Raw genomic sequence first — 16685 nt, 5'->3', positions numbered from 1 at the left:
CCACCCGAAGAAGGACTGAAGGCTGAGTCATGCGTGACGTTGTGGAGATCGGTCTCGGCAAGACCGCTCAGCGCGGGTATCACCTGGACGACATCGCGATCGTCCCGAGCCGCCGCACCCGGGACGTGGACGACGTGTCCACCGACTGGAAGGTCGACGCGTACCCGTTCAAGATCCCCTGCGTCGCGCATCCGTCGGACGCCACCATGAGCCCGGCCTCGGCCGTCGCCCTGGGCCGCCTCGGCGGCCTGGGTGTGCTCAACGCCGAGGGCCTCTGGACCCGGTACGAGGATCCCACCAAGATCCTCGAGGAGCTGGCCTCGCTCGATGAGGAGGCCGACGCCACCAAGCGGCTCCAGGAGGTCTACGCCGAGCCGATCCGTCCTGAACTGATCGCCGCGCGGGTCAAGGCCGTCCGCGACGGTGGTGTCACCGTCGCCGTGCGGGTGTCGCCGCAGCACACCCTCGCGCTCGCCCCGGTGCTCCTCGACGCGGGCGTCGACCTGCTGGTCATCCAGGGCACGCTGGTCAGTGCGGAGCACGTGTCCACCACGGACGAGCCGCTGAACCTCAAGGAGTTCATCGCCGACCTCGACCTGCCGGTCATCGTCGGCGGCTGCACGGACTACAAGACCGCGCTGCATCTGATGCGTACGGGCGCAGCCGGCGTCATCGTCGGCGTCGGCGCCGACGAGTGGTCCACGACGGACACGGTGCTCGGCATCCGGGTGCCGATGGCTACGGCGATCGCGGACGCGGCGGCGGCCCGGCGCGACTACCTCGACGAGACGGGTGGCCGCTACGTCCACCTGATCGCCGACGGCGGCATCCAGACCTCCGGCGACATCGCCAAGGCGATCGGCTGCGGCGCCGACGCGGTGATGCTCGGCGAGCCGCTCTCGCTGGCCGAGGGCGCCCCGGCCGGCGGCGCCTGGTGGCACTCGGCGGCCAGCCACCCGAATCTGCCCCGCGGCGGCTTCTGCATCGCCGGCGAGCCGGACGGCACGCTGGAGGAGATCCTCTATGGTCCCGCCGACCGTCCCGACGGCCAGCTCAACCTCTTCGGCGGCCTGCGCCGCGCGATGGCCAAGTGCGGATACCGCGACCTCAAGGAATTCCAGAAGGTCAGCCTCGTCCTCGACCGGTGAGGTGGCATCCCCCGCGTAGGGTCGGTCAGGACGCGACATGGGGGAGTAGGAATGCGGGCAGGAATCGCGGCGGTCTTCGTCGCCGCGCTGGCGTTGGCTGGATGCACGGGGGACACGCAGCCACAGGCAGGGACGAGTGCCAGCGCCGCCTCCGGCGTCCCCTCCGGCACCGCACCGAGCTATGCGCCCGGTGCGGCCGGGGCCGGTGACCGGTACTTCCCGACCTACGGCAACGGCGGCTACGACGTCGCCGGATACGACCTGAAGCTGAAGTACGACACCGCGACCGGGCGCCTGCAGGGCACCGCGACGATCTCCGCCACCGCGACGCAGGATCTGTCGAGTCTCCACTTCGACCTGGCCCACCTCACCGCGAGCCGGGTCACGGTGGACGGAAAGGCCGCGACCGCCAGGGCGGAGAAGAACGAGCTGGTCGTGACGCCGTCGGCGGGCATCGTGAAGGACCGTGGGTTCACCGTGGTGGTCGAGTACGCCGGGGTGCCCGAGGCGCTGGTCAACAAGGACCTGGGCGCGGGCGGCTGGCAGCGGACCAAGGACGGTGGGTTCGCCGTGGGCCAGCCCGAGTCGGCGAGCACCTGGTTCCCGGTCAACGACCACCCGAAGGACAAGGCGACCTTCAAACTCGAGATGACCGTTCCCGACGGCGTGGAGGCTCTCAGCAACGGCGTGCCCGGCCCGCGCCGTACCGCCGGCGGCTGGACCACCTGGACGTGGACCGAGTCGAAGCCGATGGCGAGCTACCTCACCACGGTGGCCATCGGTCAGTACCGGGTGCAGAACACCACCCATGCCGGCAAGCCGATGGTCGTCGCGATCCCGGAGACGCTTGCCGAGAACGGCCCGGCCGACCAGTCGCTGGCGCTGACCGGCGAGGTTGCCGACTTCCTGGCCACGAAGTTCGGGCCGTACCCGTTCGACTCGTACGGCGGCGTGGTCATCGACGATCCCCGGGTCCCGTACGCGCTGGAGACCCAGTCCCGCCCGGTCTACGGCAGCGTCTTCTTCGAGACCAAGCCCGACACCATGGTCGTCGCGCACGAACTCGCCCACCAGTGGTTCGGCAACAGCGTCGCGATCACCCGCTGGCAGGACATCTGGCTCAACGAGGGCTTCGCCAGGTACGCGGAATGGCTCTGGCAGGAACACAAGGGTGGCCCGACCGTCCAGCAGACGTTCGACCGGTCCTACGGCGGCATCGACTGGGAGGTGCCGATCGGTGATCCGGGCCCGGCGCGCATCTTCGACGATGCCGTCTACGACCGCGGCGCGCTGCTGGTGCACGCGCTGCGCCGGACGATCGGCGACGGGCCGTTCTTCGCGCTCGTCCAGTCGTGGCCGGCCGAGCACCGCGACGGCAATGCGACCACGGAGCAGTTCATCGCGGCCGCCGAGAAAGCGTCCGGCAAGGACCTCGACGCGTTCTTCCAGGGCTGGCTCTTCGGCGAGACCGCACAGCCGAAGCCCTAGCTAGTCGTCGATCAGCGCCGGGTGCGTGCTCAGGTAGGCGTCCGGCTCGCCGGCCGCGACGGCCCTGAGGAATCCGCGTCCGGCGGCGTCGAGTTGCTCGCCGATGTAGCCGCCCCCGGCGTAGACCGACCGGCCGGGCAGCTCCACCCGGGTCAGGGCCGGCGGCGTCAGGTTTCGCAGCGCGTACGCGTACTCGATCGCGGTGCGCTCGCCGGAGAAGACCAGGGTGTCGCCCAGCGCGGCGAGCACCTGCTCGAGCTTGACCCGGTCGGTGGCGAGACCGGCGTTCCCGGCGCGGGTCAGCAGCGCCTCCACGAGCTGCCGCTGGTGGCGCTGCCGGGTGTAGTCGCCGCCGACGGTGTATCGCTGGCGGGCGTAGTCGATGGCCTGCCAGCCGACCAGCCGACGAGTGCCCGGGAGGTAGGTGGCCTGCGGGCCCACGTATCCGCCGCCACCCGGCCGCAGGGCGCGGGCGCTGCCGTCCGGGCGGCGGTGCTGGGAGACGACCCGCTGGTCGATCGTCATGGTCACGCCGCCGAGCGCGTCGGTCAGGCGGCTGAGTCCGGCGGCGGGGCGGGGCGGGCCGGCGACGGCGCCGGTGCGGACGTGCCGGGCGCCGCCGCGCGCTCGGGCTCCTGGGCGTTGCCGCGCAACGCCCAGATCCCGGCGCCGGCGGCCATCAGCACGACGACGACGGCCGTGATGATCGTCGCGGCCCTGCTGGTCCGCATGCTGGAACAGTATGTGGAGCCGGTGATACTGCTCAATAGCCCGAGTTCTCGTTAGGTGGAACGGGGGATGGGCGAACTCAAGATCACCCGTACGCTAGCCCGGCGATTCGGCCCGACGGTGGTCGATGAGGGGAAGGCACGTCCTACATGAAGCTCGTCTCACGGCGCGTCGTCGTCGGAGCGCTGTCCACCGCGGTGGTCGCCGCCATGGCCGGAGTCACCACCTGGGCCCTCGCGGAGGAGACACCCGAGGGGCCGGTCCGGCTCGTCGTCGGCATGAAGCGCAACGCCGACACGGCCGCGCCGATGCGCACGGCCTCCGCGATGGGCGTCCGCGCGATGGACACCGCCGGCCCCGCGGAGGAGGCCATGACGGCTCTCCGGGCCCGGACGGTCGAGGTGTCCGCGGCCCGCCGGGCGCGGGTCGTCGAGGCGCTGAAGAAGGACCCGAACGTCGCGTACGTCGAGGTCGACCACGTCCGCAAGGCCTTCGACGTCACCCCGGACGACCCGATGTACACCACGCTCGACGCCGACGGAGTCCGGCTGCAGTCGGAGGTGGACCAGGTCCGGCTGCCCGCCGCGTGGGAGACCACCACCGGTTCCGCCGTGAAGATCGCCGTGCTGGACAGCGGCGTCACGAAGACCGGCGACCTCGCGAACGCGCTCGTCGGCGGATACAACTACGTCGGCAACAACACCAACACGACGGACGACGCCGGCCACGGCACCACCGTCGCCTCCCTGATCGCGGGCCGCGGCAACAACGGCGCCGGCATGGCCGGCGGCTGCTGGAGCTGCACCATCATGCCGGTCAAGGTGCTCGACCGGAACGGCATGGGACACGACAGCACCGTCGCCAAGGGCATCGTGTACGCCACCAACGCGGGCGCGAAGATCATCAACCTGTCGCTGGGCGGCACGCAGAGCAGCAAGGTGCTCGCCGACGCGGTCGCCTATGCCAACGTCAAGGGTGTGCTGGTCGTCGCGGCGGCGGGCAACGACGGCCGGAGCAGCAGGCTGCGGAACGTCAAGCAGTATCCGGCCGCGTACCCCGACGTCGTGGCGGTGGGTGCCACCGCCCGCAACTCGCAGACCCGCGCCGATTTCTCCAGCTTCAACAAGCCCGGCGACGACTGGGTCGACATCGCGGCCCCCGGCGACGTCGTCGGCATGGACCGCTTCGGCGACTACCACACCGGTCAGCAGGGCACGTCCTTCGCGGCGCCGATGGTGGCCGGCGTGGCCGGCCTGATCAAGAGCGCGCACCCGAGCTACACCGGCTGGTCGTTGCAGCGGGCGCTGCTGCGCTCGGCCCGCCCCATCGGCGGCAACGGCTGGGTCAAGCACGGCATGCTCGACGCGGCCAAGGCGCTGACCATCACCACGGACGCCACCCCGCCGACGATCGCCGGCGTGACCCCGGCACAGAACGCGCGCGTACGCGGAAAGATCATGATCAAGACCTCGGGTGCCGCCGACGCCTTCTCCGGAATCCGCAACGTCGTCCTGTACGCCGACGGCAGGTACAAGGGTCAGGACAACATCGCGCCGTACGAGCTGCCGTACGACACCGCCGGCCGCAACGGCAAGGTCGCGCTGCAGATCAGGGTCTTCGACAAGGCCGGCAACCGGACCGACGTCGAGCGCTCGGTCATCGCCGACAACACCGCTCCGAAACTGAGGATCACCAGCGGGCCGGCTCACAACGCCCGGGTCTCCGGCACGGTCAGGCTCTCCGCCACCGCCTCGGACGCCGGCGGGGTCCGCCGCGTCGAGATGCTGATCAACGGCAAGGTCAGGCAGACGGACACCGCGTCGCCGTACAAGTTCAGTTTCAAGGCGTCCAGCTACCGCTCGGGCATGAAGGTCCAGATCCGGGCGGTCGACACGGCCGGAAACGTCAAGGCCGAGAAAGCGCGCACCTACAAGCGCTGACGCGGCACCCGAACTGCACCCGGAGCGGTCCGACGTTTCCGACCGGTCCCGCCGACGGTGGGATCATGAGGGCGCGCGCGGTATCTGGACTGGCTCTGAGCGTGATGGCTGGTGTGCTGGGGTTCCCGTCGGCGCCGGTGCTGGCCTCCGGCGCGGCGCAGGCCCCGGTCTCGCTGGTCGTGGGGCTGCGCGCGGACGCGGAACCGGACGAGCGCGGCGCCGACGTCGTCGACAAGCTCGAGGAGAGCGTCGACGTCGTCGGCAGTGAGCCGCTCGACGCGGCCGTCGCCGTGGACGTCCCCGCGGACCAGGCCGCCGAGGCCGCCGCGGCGCTGCGGGCCGACCCGGCCGTCGCCTACGTCGAGCGGGACCACATCGCCGGGATCGCGGCGACCGTGCCCAACGATCCCTCCTTCGTCAGCCAGTGGGGCATCAAGCGGGCCGGCGTCGGCACCGCCTGGGACACCACCCGCGGGCGCGGCGGCGTCGTCGTCGCGGTGGTCGACACCGGGGTGAAGGCCGTGCCCGACCTCTCCGGCCGCCTGCTCGCCGGGTACGACTTCGTCAACGACGACACCAACGCCGCCGACGACCAGGGCCACGGCACGATGACCGCCGGCGTGATCGCCGCGGCCGGCAACAACGCGGTCGGCGCCGCAGGGATCTGCTGGTTCTGCAAGATCATGCCGGTGAAGGTGCTGAACTCGAAGGGCTACGGCACCTACTCCGACATCGCGCGGGGCATCCGCTGGGCCGCCGACAAGGGCGCCGACATCATCAACCTGTCGCTGAGCGGGACCGAAGACAGCCAACTGCTGCGGGACGCCGTCGCATACGCCGGCGGCAAGGGCGCCATGGTGCTCGCCGCGGCCGGCAACCTGGGCCACTCGAAGCCGCACTACCCTGCCGCGATCCCGTCCGCCATCGCGGTCGGCGGCTCCACGCCTGGCGACCTGCGCTACTCCTGGTCCAACTACGGCGGCTGGGTGGACATCGCGGCGCCCGGCTGCAACCTGGCCCAGGGGTTGAACGGCGCCGTGAGCCAGTTCTGCGGCACGTCGTCGGCCACGCCGTTCGCCGCCGGCGTCGCGGCGCTGCTCGCCTCGACCAGCCCGATGCCGACCGCCGCCATGATCCGCTCGGCGCTGGTCTCCTCCGCCGACAAGCTTCCCGGCGCCTGGGTCGACCCGTCCGGGGGACGGGTCGACGCGGCCGCCGCGCTGGCTTCGCTCCGGGCCGCGCAGGACGCGCTCGTGCAGGATGAGGTCCCGCCCGCCGCGGCGTTCGTCACGCCGGGCGGCGGGGCGCTGGTGCGCGGCACGGTACAGGTCTCCGCCAGGGTCACCGACAATCTCGGGATCGCCAAGGTGGAGCTGCTCGCCAACGGGGTCGTCGTGATCGTCGACCGCTCCGCGCCGTACTCGCTGCCGTGGCGCACGGCCGTCCGGGGCGGGACCGTGACGCTGGGGCTGCGGGCGTACGACCGCGGCGGCAACGTGACCAGCGCGGCCCGCCGCGTCGTGGTCGACAACTGGGGCCCGACCGCCAAGATCACCTCCGGGCCCGCGAGCGGGACCCGCAACGTCCGCAAGACGAAGTACGTGACCGCGCAGGCCGCCGACCGCAATGGCATCCGACGCCTCGAACTGCTCGTCAACGGCAAGGTGGTGCAGCGCTCCACCGGGACGCGCCGCACGTTCGCGGTGCAGACGTGGAAATTCGGCAAGACCCTCAAGATCCGCGTACGCGCGATCGACCGGGCCGGCAACGTCTCGAACACCGCCACCCGCACCTGGTATCGCTGACGCCCGGCCGCCCCGCCGGCGCGGATCAACGGACCGCCGCGGTACCGGTGACTCCAGCCTCAGCGGCGGCCCCCGGCACCGGGGGCATGCCTCCGTCGCCGGTAAACTCGGGGCTCATGAGCGAGCAACGCGAGCGAATCATCCAATACAGCGCACTCGTGCCTCGCGTCGTCGCGGAGCGAAACGAGGCGACGGCGTGAGCACACCGCGTCCGGTTCTCGTTGTCGACTTCGGCGCCCAGTACGCCCAGCTGATCGCCCGCCGGGTCCGCGAGGCGCGGGTCTACTCGGAGATCGTGCCGCACTCGATGCCGGTCGCGGAGATGCTCGCGAAGAACCCGGCCGCGATCATCCTGTCCGGCGGACCGTCCAGTGTGTACGAGCCGGGCGCCCCGGTGCTCGATCCCACGCTGTTCGCCAGCGACGTGCCCGTCTTCGGCATCTGCTACGGGTTCCAGGCCATGGCGCAGGCGCTCGGCGGCACCGTGGCGCACACCGGTTCGCGCGAGTACGGGCGTACCGCGCTCTCCCCGAGCTCCGAGGCCGGAACCCTGCTCCGCGAGCTGCCGGCCGACCTGCCGGTCTGGATGTCGCACGGCGACTCGGTCACCGAGGCCCCGGCCGGCTTCGCGGTGACCGCCTCCTCGGCCGGCGCGCCGGTGGCGGCGTTCGAGGACCTCACCACCCGGCGTGCGGGCGTGCAGTTCCACCCCGAGGTGGCGCACACCCAGCAGGGCCAGGAGATGCTTCAGCGCTTCCTCTATGACATCGCCGGCCTCGAGCCCACCTGGACCCCGACGAACATCATCGAGGACCAGGTCGCCGCGATCCGCGCCCAGGTCGGCGACAAGCAGGTCATCTGCGGCCTCTCCGGCGGCGTCGACTCGGCGGTCGCGGCGGCGCTCGTGCACAAGGCGGTCGGCGACCAGCTCACCTGCGTCTTCGTCGACCACGGCCTGCTGCGCGCCGGTGAGGCCGAGCAGGTCGAGAAGGACTACGTCGCGGCGACGGGCATCCGGCTCAAGGTCGTCGAGGCCTCGGACGTCTTCCTCGGCCACCTCGCCGGGGTCACCGACCCGGAGCAGAAGCGCAAGATCATCGGCCGGGAGTTCATCCGTACGTTCGAACAGGCCGCCCGCGAGCTCGACGCCGAACGCCACATCGAGTTCCTGGTGCAGGGCACCCTCTACCCGGACGTCGTGGAGTCCGGCGGCGGCACGGGCACCGCCAACATCAAGTCCCACCACAACGTGGGCGGCCTCCCGGACGACCTCCAGTTCGCCCTGGTCGAGCCGCTGCGCACCCTCTTCAAGGACGAGGTACGCGCGCTCGGCGCGGAGCTGGGCCTGCCCGACGAGATGGTCCACCGCCATCCGTTCCCGGGTCCCGGCCTGGCGATCCGCATCATCGGCGCGGTCGACCGGCACCGCCTCGACATCCTGCGCGCGGCCGACCTGATCGCCCGCGAGGAGCTGACGGCGGCGGGCCTGGACCGCGACGTGTGGCAGTTCCCGGTGGTGCTGCTCGCGGACGTCCGCAGCGTCGGCGTCCAGGGCGACGGCCGCACCTACGGGCACCCGGTGGTGTTGCGGCCGGTCTCCAGCGAGGACGCGATGACGGCGGACTGGTCGCGGCTGCCGTACGAGGTCATCGCCAAGATCTCCACGCGGATCACGAACGAGGTTCCCGAGGTCAACCGGGTCGTCCTCGACGTCACCAGCAAGCCGCCGGGCACGATCGAGTGGGAGTGACCCGCGGCGGCGCCTGAGCCGCCCTCGTCACCCCGACCCCGCAAGGGCCGCCGCCGACCTCGGCCGCGGCCCTTGCTGCTGTACTGAGCCCCGCCCCGGCCGGTCAGGCGACGGGCCGGAGCGGGCCGGGTGGCTGATCGCAAGAATCCGGCCCGGTCGGTCACGTGCGCCGGTGGGACGGCCGCCGGCTCGGGCTGTCATGCGGCGGGCGGGGTGCTCGTCGGTGCGACGCTCGCCGGGGTGGAGTGTGCCGGGCTCGCCGGGGTGGGGTCTGCCAGGCCGCTCGCCGGCGGGGCGGCGGGAGGGACCGGGGGTTGTCCCCACGAGGGGTGCGCGGGATCGAGCCAGTCCTGGGGGGCCGGGGCGGGCTCCTCCGGCATCAGGAACCAGGCGATCGGGTAGGCGAGCACCGCGGTACCCCAGGTCAGCACCGCCAGTGCGGCGAAGCCGACGCGGACGAGCACGGGGTCGACGGACAGGTAGCGGCCGAGGCCGCTGCACACGCCGGCGACGATGCGGTCGTCGAGGGGGCGGCGAAGTTGCTTGTACGGAGCGACGGTCGGATCAGTCATGTCTCCAGAGTGGGCCGTCGCCCGCCCGGCGGCCTCGGTGAACGCCCCGAGTCCGACCCTGAATCCTCGCCCGGGGTCGTCCCGGGAGGGGGTGGTCTGGGGGCATTGCTGTCTGTTACGCACTCGTTGCGCTTGGTGCGGAGAACCTCCCTGAACTGCGATTACTGAGGGCTATCGCCCTGTCAGGAATCCGACAGATGTTCCCCAGAGTTAACATAAACCGGGCAAGATGCCGCCCGTGACCCCCGCACTGGAGCCGCTCCGCAGGATTGCGGCATACGCCGTCGCGACCGATCCCCACGGCCGCGTCCTTCTCGTCCGGGCCTCGGCCCGCTCCGGCACGCCCGGCATCTGGTCCCTGCCCGGCGGCGCCGTCGACCACGGCGAGGACCCGAACCACACCGTCGTCCGGGAGACCGCTGCGGAGACCGGACTGTCGGTCGCCGTCACCGGCTTGCGCGACGTTCTGGCCGACATGCGCTCGCTGCCGCACCGCGGCGTCACGATCCATACCGATCGCCTCATCTACGAGGTCTCGGTGCGCGGCGGCAACCTCATCGACCGGGTGGGCCAGCCGACCGACATGGCCCGGTGGCACACCCTCGAGGAGGCGCAGGAGCTGCGGCTGCGCCCGTTCACCGCCGCCGCGCTGGGGCTGCCCGCCGCCAGCGCCGACCTGCGGCCCGAGGAAGTTCCCGACTTCCCGTCGTTCTACGCCTATCCGGGGCCGGACGGACTGCACCGCGCGCAGCGCTTCGCCGCGTACGCGATCGCGACCGACCCGCGGAACCGTCTGCTGCTGACCCGCGTGGCCCCGGGCTACCCGGGCGAGGGCTGCTGGCACCTGCCCGGCGGCGGGACGGACTACGGCGAGCAGCCCGGCACCGCCCTGATCCGCGAGCTCGTCGAGGAGACCGGGCAGCAGGGCCGCCTGGTCGAGCTGCTCGGCGTGGCCAGCCACCGCGACGCGGCCTCGCTGGGTCCCGAGGGCTATCCGATCGACTGGCACGGCGTCCGCGCCTTCTACCGGGTCGCCGTCGACGCGCCCACCGAGGTGGCGGTCGGGGACGTCGGCGGCTCCACCTCCGAGGCGCGCTGGATGGCGCTCACGGACGTCGCGGCCCTGCCCTCCGATCAGCTCACCGAGGTCACCGCCGATGCTCTCCGGGCCGCCGGCCTGCTCTGATGACGCAGCGAGGTCCCATGGTGCGGCGAGACGAGCGGAGATCATCGCGGCGGTGCAGCGGGGAGGGTGCCGCGACGCTCCGCCCGGATAGCCTGGGCGGGTGAAGGTCAGACGAATCGGAGCGTACGGTCTCTGCCGCGACGTCGCCGGGCGTGCGCTGCTGGCGCACAACTCGCGGCTGTCCGCTTACCCCGGGCTCTGGACCCTCCCCGGGGGCGGGGTCGAGCAGGGCGAAGATCCCGACGACACCGTCGTCCGGGAGTTCGCCGAGGAGACCGGCCTTCGCGTGCGCATCGTGGGACTTCACTCGGTGACCTCCGACGTTTTCCGGCTACCACACACCGATACGTGGGAACACACCGATCGGATCATTTACGACGTCGAAATCGTCGGTGGGGACCTTTGCGACGAGGCCTCCGGCACGACCGATCGCGTCGCCTGGGTGACTCCGGGCGAGCTGCCGCTGATGCCCTTCACGGCTGGCGCGCTGGGGCTGCCCGTCTCGCCCTCCGAGGTGCCACCGGACCCCGCGGAGCCTCAGGTGCGCACCAACCAGCGCTTCGGGGCGTACGGGATCGTGACGGACCCCGGCGGCCGGATCCTGCTCACCCGGATCGCGGCCGGATATCCGGGCGCCGGGCTCTGGCACCTGCCCGGCGGCGGAACGGACCACGGCGAGCTGCCGGAGGCCGCGCTGACCCGCGAGCTGATCGAGGAGACCGGGCAGGAGGGACGGGTGACAGGCCTGGTCGGCACCTCACACCGGCACGATCCCGCGGCGATGGGCCCGGAAGGCGTACCCGTGGACTGGCATGTGGTCCGTGTCCTGTTCAGGGTTTCCGTCGACCGGCCGACAGAACCAGTGGTGATGGAGGAGGCGGGCGGATCCACGGCGGCGGCGGCCTGGTTCGATCAGGTTACGGCGCGTGATCTTCCCTTGACCGAAGTCGCCGCGTCGGCGCTGCGCCGGCTCGCGGAGGAAAGCGCTCACAGGTGATCGGGTTGCGGGCCCTCGGTTAGACTCGTCACAGGGCCCGGCAGTGCGCATGCCTCTTCGCCCACCGGAGGGGAAATCAAAACTCCAGAGAACGTCGTTGCACAGGACGGTCGATTCGTCCCTCGCCAAGAGGGCCCGGCTGTGCGATTGTGTAACCCGCTTTAGTGACGGTCCGTAGACGTACGGGCGATGGGCAGCACCCCGCGACGGCCGCAGCCGGCGGGCATACCGACCCCAGATGGAGGAGCACGTGCCGAGAACCCCGTGGCGCCGGCGTCGAACGACGGATAGTCCCCGTCCCGCCGGGCGTCGTTGGGCAGGCCGGCTGCGCCGCGGCGGAAGTCTCGCCCGGCAGGCCCTGCTGGTGCGAGTGGGAGGCCGATCCGCGGAAGCGCGCCGCGCCGCCACCGCCACCCGGGCGGAAGTCATCTACACCGGCACGGAGCTCGTGTCGGTCGCCGGTCGTGGCCGCACGGTGGCCACCTCGGGCAGCCACGGCGCGGTCGCCATGGCCCAGCCGGCCACGATCGAGGCCGAGTCGGGGGCGCTGCTCCCCGGCGAGCACACGGTCCGCCGCCGCATCAGCTTCGCGCTGGTCAACTTGTGCACCCTGGCGAGCCTCGGCCTCGGCCTGCTCGCCATCTTCCTCGCCATGCAGGGCGAGACCCGCTTCGCCGCCGCCTGCCTGGTGGCCTGCGTGGCCTTCGACGGGCTCGACGGTGCCCTGGCCCGGCGGCTCGGGGTCTCCAGCCCGTTCGGCGCGCAGATGGACTCCCTGGCCGACATGTGCTCGTTCGGGCTCGCGGCGCCCGTGGTGGTCTACGCCTCGCTCGCGCACACGGTGCCGACGGCCGCGGCCGGGGTGGCGTGCGTGCTCGTCGCGGGCTGTGCCGCGATCCGGCTGGCCCGGTTCAACGTGTCGCCCAAGGACGGGAAGTTCTTCTCCGGCGTGCCGACGACGATGGCCGCGGCGGTGCTCGCCTTGACGGTGCTCATCGGCCTGCCGCTGCCGGGGATCGTGGTACTCGGCGGGGTGGCCCTGCTGGCGTTCGCGATGGTCTCCAGCTTCCCGTACGCGAAGCTTGCCCGGATCGTGAAGCTGCCGCCGTGGCTCTGGCTGCTTCCGGTCGTGGGCGCGCTGGTGGACGCCCGACTGACGTTCGTGATGGTGGTCGGTGCCTACCTGCTCAGCGGCCCGGTCATGTGGGTGCGGGTCCGCCGCGCCTGACGAAACCTCATGAAAAGGCCCACCCGCTTGCGGGTGGGCCTTTTGCGCGTCGCGAGAGCTGGATCCAGCTCGTTGCGAGAGCTGGATCCAGCTTGCTGCGAGAGCTGGATCCAGCTTGCTGCGAGAGCTGGATCCAGCTTGCTGCTGGAGCTGGATCCAGCTTGCTGCCGGAGTCAGATCCAGCGGGCGATCACCGAGGTGCCTCCGCGGACCTTGTCGCCTACGGCGACCGTCGCCTCGGCCCGGTCCGCCGGGAGGTAGACGTCGGTGCGGGAGCCGAAGCGGATCAGGCCCATGCGCTCGCCCCGGGCCACCAGGGTGCCCACCGGGATGCGCTGGACGATGCGGCGGGCGATCAGGCCCGTCCGCTGGGCGACCGCCACGGTCCCGCGATCGGTGTCCAGGACCGTGTACGCCGCCACGTTGTGCTCCGCCGCGGCCGTCATGGCGTTGGCGTAGCCGCCGTCGATCACGAAGTAGTCGGTCACCCGGCCCGCGACCGGGACGCGGTTGACGTGCACGTCCAACACCGACAGGAAGACCGCGATGCGCAGGAACTCGCCGTCGCCGAGGCGCTCGTCGGTCAGCCTTTCCACCGACAGGACCTTGCCGTCACTGGCCGCCACCACGGCGGCGGGATCGCCCGGGACGTCGCGCTCCGGGTCGCGGAAGAAGGCCGCCACGGGCGCCGCCGCCAGCGCGGGGAGCAGCCACAACTTCGACGCCGGGCGGGCCCGGCGCGCCAGGGCGGCCAGACCCAGGGCGATGCCCGCCGCGGCCACGCCGTTGGAGTCGAGATGCATGCTCCGGGTCACCGGCACGCTGGACGGCCGGTACGCCGGTGCCAGCGTCGCCGCCTTCGCGGTGTCCGCCGGCGTGAAGCGCAGCTTGTGGACGCGCAGCGGCGGCTGGTTGCGCAGCACGAGGTCGGAACCCACCCCGAAGAGGGCGCTCTGCCGGAACAGCTCGGCGGCCGCTCCGTCCGTCCGCCCGGGGGTCGCCGGCGTCGCGACCGAGACCACCGCGCCGTCGGTGAGGTATTTGCTCAGGCCGTCGAGGACGGCGCGGGTCTCCTCGGCCGTGCCGGTCAGCGGCTCGCCGAGGATGACCACGTCGGCGGGCTCCGCCTCGGCGAGCGACTCGACGATCCGCACCCGCTCGGCGATCCAGCTCCCCAACCCGGTGATGTGGTCGCGCAGCAGGCCGACGGTGCTCCGCTCGCTTGCGACCAGGATGAGGGTGTCGCCGGGAAGCAGGGCCTCGAGCGCCGCGGCCACCACGGCTGACGCGTGGTCGGCGCCGATCACGAGCGCCGTCGTCGCCGCGTTCTGGCGGGCGAACTCGGCGGTGAGGCTGCGTGCGGCGCGGGGGCCGACGGCGGTCACGGGCGCGGCGGACACGGAGGGAAACGTCATGGGCTAGAGCATATTGCGCGGTCGCGGGTCCCACCTCTTGGTGTGACCCGCGCCCGGTCCGTCCGCTCAGTCCTGCCGCCGGAAAAGGTCCGGCCGCGTATCCCCGCCCGCGCCCTCGCCCGAGCCCGCCTCCAAGCTCGCCTCCGAGTTCCCGGAGGCCACCGACGGCCCTCCCTGGGCCGCTGTCGGTCCTCCGGGGGCGACCGCCGGCCCTCCGGGAGCCACCGCCGGCCCTCCGGGAGCCACCGCCGGTCCTCCTTGGGCCACGGGCGGGGCGGACGGGACGGGCTGGGCGGCGGTCGGGTCCGGGACAAGGTCGATCCGGTGGACCGGGTCGCTCAGCAGCTCCCGCACGATGTCGGCGTGCATCTCCGGCGGCAGGTCGCCGGGCGTCTCCACCTCGGCCTCCGCCGCCACCGGCGCGGGCACCTCGGCCCGGCGGCCACCCCGGATCGCGCCGAGCAGTCCGATCGTGCCGAAGAGGATCAGGACGCCGGCGACCAGCCAGCCCGGCTGTGGCAGCGGCACGGTGACGATCTTCGCGACCGCCCACCAGAACGCCGCCAGCAGGAATATCAAGCCGAAACTGAGCGAAATGCCGTCCGTACGGTGCGGCTTCACCGGGTCACCTCCACGTTGCCCGCGTCCATCTGGATCGTCAGTTGCAGGTTGCCGCCGCCCTTGCCGTCCGGGCCGAGATCAGTGGCGCCCTGCATATCGAGCTTGCCGGTCGTCTCCCGGCCGTAGACCACCGCCCGGCCGTCGTCCATGGAGATACTCGTGCTGGCGTCGACCTTGTCCGGCAGCAACACCTTGACGTGGCCCAACCTCATGGTCACCGTGACCGCCTGGTCGTGTCCCGTGAAGTCCAGCGCACGCAGGTCGAGGGTGGCGGTGCCCACCGAGAAGTCGTAGCGGTCGGCCACCGCCGCGAGGCTCTGCGGCCGGTACGAATTGTTGGCGAACTGGCCGCCGAAGGTCTCCGCGCCGGAGGAGATGGACAGGCCGAGCGTGGCCAGGATGGCGAGGAAGATCAGCCCGCGGGCCCGGCCGAACCAGGCGCCGACGATAAGACCCAGGGCGATCGTGGCCAGGGCGCCCGCGAAGTACCCGGACACCGGCACCGCGGCACCGGCCAGGTCGAACACCGTCAGGACGCCCATCACGACCACGACGCTGGAGAAGGTGATCCGGCCCAGCTTCGAGCGTTCGCGCGGCGGCTTCGGGGGCTTCGGCGGCCTGGTGGGCTGCGGCGGGGCGTACGGCGGCTGCCCCGGCTGCGTCCAGGGACCGTGCGGCGGCTGTCCCGAGCCCTGCGCCCACGGCCCGTGCGGTGCGAACGGCGGTCGGAAGCCCCCGGACGGCGGCCCGAACTTCGGCGGCGCCGGCGCCTGATGCGGCGCCGCCGCCGTGGCCGAGGTGGTCCCGGCCGCGGTGGTCCCGGCCGAGGTGGCTCCGGCCGCGGGGGTGAACGGCGGCATCGCCGGCAGTGGCGCGGTCACCGGTTCGCCGGCCGGTGCCGGGGCGGGCGCCGGACCGCCGGCGGGCGCGAACGCGGTCGTCGGATCGTCATCCGGCGTCGGGGCCGGCGTCGGAGCGGCGGTCGGCGCCGTGGGAAACGTGGCGGCCGCGGCCCACGGATCGCCCGCCGCGGCCCCCGGAACCGTCCCGGAACCCGTCGACCTGGAGGACTTCTTGAGCACGAGGGCGCCGCACAGCAGCACCGCGGCCGCCAGCAACGTGGCGCGGAAGCCGTCCCGCACGATGAACGCGAAGGTCAGCATCGTCGTGGCGCCGAGCAGGACCACCGAGAGCGGGGCCATCGCCGAGCGGCCGCGGCCGAGCAGCGACTCGACCGGAGAGGCGGTGTCGCCCTCGGCCGCGATCAGCAGCCAGCCGATCAGGTAGACGAGCACGCCGACGCCGCCGAAGAAGCCCAGGACGGCGAGGAGCACCCGCCACAGCACCGGATCGGTGTTGGTGGCGCGGGCTATCGCGGCGCACACGCCGGCGATGTAGCGGCCCCGGGCGGGACGGACGAGCTTCTCGCGAGAGAAGCTGGGGCCGTCCGGAGCGCTGAACCACGGAGGCGCGTTCCCGCCGGGAGGCGGCGGAGGGGGAGGCGGCGGACCGGCGGCCGGGGGCGTCTCGGCCGGCGGCGGCTCAGACGCGGCAGCGGACTCGTAACCGGACGAATCCGCCTGCCCGTCCTCCGGGGTGGTGAACGTGCCGGAAGGGGAGGGGGGAACGGCGGAAGGTGCCGGAGCGTCCTGCGACGACCCGGCAGCTTCGCGGGACTGGGCAGCTTCGTCGGTCATGGCTTCGATACTGGCGCCCGGGCCGCCCGGCTCGCCTCAGGCGGCGACCCTGACACCACCCTGAGATCCGGGGGTACCCGTCATGGGGGAAGTTCCCCGTGGCCCCGGC

General features: G+C 72.3%; 14 protein-coding genes. 8 read left to right on the top strand and 6 right to left on the bottom strand.

Going from position 1 to position 16685, the window contains the following annotated elements; translation table 11 throughout:
• Positions 1-29: 29 nt before the first annotated feature.
• Complete coding sequence (locus EDD30_RS14715; protein WP_071806576.1) at positions 30-1148, top strand: GuaB3 family IMP dehydrogenase-related protein; 1119 nt, start codon at positions 30-32, stop codon at positions 1146-1148.
• A gap of 51 nt (positions 1149-1199) precedes the next feature.
• Entirely contained in the window at positions 1200-2636 is a 1437-nt protein-coding gene (locus tag EDD30_RS14710; protein ID WP_071806577.1) for a M1 family metallopeptidase, read from the top strand.
• On the opposite strand, the gene EDD30_RS14705 is transcribed toward EDD30_RS14710, so the two are convergent.
• Positions 2637-3161, bottom strand: a complete 525-nt coding sequence (locus tag EDD30_RS14705; protein ID WP_084556548.1) for an LCP family protein — start codon at positions 3159-3161, stop codon at positions 2637-2639.
• Positions 3162-3184: 23 nt separating this feature from the next.
• The gene (locus EDD30_RS14700) at positions 3185-3367 is read right to left on the bottom strand and encodes a hypothetical protein (RefSeq protein ID WP_071806579.1); all 183 of its coding nucleotides are present in this window, start codon (positions 3365-3367) and stop codon (positions 3185-3187) included.
• A gap of 147 nt (positions 3368-3514) precedes the next feature.
• Here EDD30_RS14700 and EDD30_RS14695 point away from each other — a divergent pair, with 147 nt between their 5' ends.
• The 3 genes from EDD30_RS14695 to guaA all read left to right on the top strand — a co-directional run bounded on the left by EDD30_RS14695 (position 3515) and on the right by guaA (position 8860).
• The gene (locus EDD30_RS14695; RefSeq protein ID WP_071806580.1) at positions 3515-5305 is read left to right on the top strand and encodes a S8 family serine peptidase; all 1791 of its coding nucleotides are present in this window, start codon (positions 3515-3517) and stop codon (positions 5303-5305) included.
• 65 nt (positions 5306-5370) lie between these two features.
• The gene (locus EDD30_RS14690; RefSeq protein ID WP_084556549.1) at positions 5371-7110 is read left to right on the top strand and encodes a S8 family serine peptidase; all 1740 of its coding nucleotides are present in this window, start codon (positions 5371-5373) and stop codon (positions 7108-7110) included.
• A gap of 196 nt (positions 7111-7306) precedes the next feature.
• Entirely contained in the window at positions 7307-8860 is a 1554-nt protein-coding gene (gene guaA, locus EDD30_RS14685) for a glutamine-hydrolyzing GMP synthase (protein ID WP_071806582.1), read from the top strand.
• Between the two features lie 197 nt (positions 8861-9057).
• On the opposite strand, the gene EDD30_RS14680 is transcribed toward guaA, so the two are convergent.
• The gene (locus EDD30_RS14680) at positions 9058-9432 is read right to left on the bottom strand and encodes a PspC domain-containing protein (RefSeq protein ID WP_071806583.1); all 375 of its coding nucleotides are present in this window, start codon (positions 9430-9432) and stop codon (positions 9058-9060) included.
• Between the two features lie 238 nt (positions 9433-9670).
• On the opposite strand from EDD30_RS14680, the gene EDD30_RS14675 reads away from it, so the two are divergent.
• The 3 genes from EDD30_RS14675 (at position 9671) to EDD30_RS14665 (ending at position 12843) form a co-directional block, all read left to right on the top strand.
• Complete coding sequence (locus EDD30_RS14675) at positions 9671-10618, top strand: NUDIX hydrolase (RefSeq protein ID WP_071806588.1); 948 nt, start codon at positions 9671-9673, stop codon at positions 10616-10618.
• 100 nt (positions 10619-10718) lie between these two features.
• Positions 10719-11615 (top strand): NUDIX hydrolase, encoded by an 897-nt coding sequence (locus EDD30_RS14670; protein ID WP_071806584.1) that lies wholly within the window; start codon positions 10719-10721, stop codon positions 11613-11615.
• A 250-nt stretch (positions 11616-11865) separates the two neighbouring features.
• Positions 11866-12843 (top strand): CDP-alcohol phosphatidyltransferase family protein, encoded by a 978-nt coding sequence (locus EDD30_RS14665; RefSeq protein WP_394328274.1) that lies wholly within the window; start codon positions 11866-11868, stop codon positions 12841-12843.
• Positions 12844-13016: 173 nt separating this feature from the next.
• Here the strand turns inward: EDD30_RS14665 and EDD30_RS14660 are convergent, their stop codons facing one another.
• The 3 genes from EDD30_RS14660 to EDD30_RS14650 all read right to left on the bottom strand — a co-directional run bounded on the left by EDD30_RS14660 (position 13017) and on the right by EDD30_RS14650 (position 16576).
• Positions 13017-14258 (bottom strand): phosphatidylserine decarboxylase, encoded by a 1242-nt coding sequence (locus tag EDD30_RS14660; protein WP_071806585.1) that lies wholly within the window; start codon positions 14256-14258, stop codon positions 13017-13019.
• 66 nt (positions 14259-14324) lie between these two features.
• Positions 14325-14879: a hypothetical protein gene (locus EDD30_RS40615; protein ID WP_244945246.1), complete on the bottom strand. Its 555-nt coding sequence runs from the start codon at positions 14877-14879 to the stop codon at positions 14325-14327.
• The gene (locus tag EDD30_RS14650; protein WP_123678290.1) at positions 14876-16576 is read right to left on the bottom strand and encodes a PspC domain-containing protein; all 1701 of its coding nucleotides are present in this window, start codon (positions 16574-16576) and stop codon (positions 14876-14878) included. The genes EDD30_RS40615 and EDD30_RS14650 overlap by 4 nt, the downstream gene beginning before the upstream one ends.
• Positions 16577-16685: the final 109 nt, after the last annotated feature.

It is taken from the genome of Couchioplanes caeruleus (genome assembly GCF_003751945.1).
In the GTDB taxonomy this organism is placed as follows: Bacteria; Actinomycetota; Actinomycetes; order Mycobacteriales; family Micromonosporaceae; genus Actinoplanes; species Actinoplanes caeruleus.
This window is presented reverse-complemented; position numbering and strand designations above follow the sequence as displayed.

Coding starts and splice junctions, on each gene's coding strand:
- EDD30_RS14715 (WP_071806576.1), top strand. CDS start 30: ATGCGTGACGTTGTGGAGATCGGTCTCGGCAAGACCGCTCAGCGCGGG.
- EDD30_RS14710 (WP_071806577.1), top strand. CDS start 1,200: ATGCGGGCAGGAATCGCGGCGGTCTTCGTCGCCGCGCTGGCGTTGGCT.
- EDD30_RS14705 (WP_084556548.1), bottom strand. CDS start 3,161: ATGACGATCGACCAGCGGGTCGTCTCCCAGCACCGCCGCCCGGACGGC.
- EDD30_RS14700 (WP_071806579.1), bottom strand. CDS start 3,367: ATGCGGACCAGCAGGGCCGCGACGATCATCACGGCCGTCGTCGTCGTG.
- EDD30_RS14695 (WP_071806580.1), top strand. CDS start 3,515: ATGAAGCTCGTCTCACGGCGCGTCGTCGTCGGAGCGCTGTCCACCGCG.
- EDD30_RS14690 (WP_084556549.1), top strand. CDS start 5,371: ATGAGGGCGCGCGCGGTATCTGGACTGGCTCTGAGCGTGATGGCTGGT.
- EDD30_RS14680 (WP_071806583.1), bottom strand. CDS start 9,432: ATGACTGATCCGACCGTCGCTCCGTACAAGCAACTTCGCCGCCCCCTC.
- EDD30_RS14660 (WP_071806585.1), bottom strand. CDS start 14,258: ATGACGTTTCCCTCCGTGTCCGCCGCGCCCGTGACCGCCGTCGGCCCC.
- EDD30_RS14650 (WP_123678290.1), bottom strand. CDS start 16,576: ATGACCGACGAAGCTGCCCAGTCCCGCGAAGCTGCCGGGTCGTCGCAG.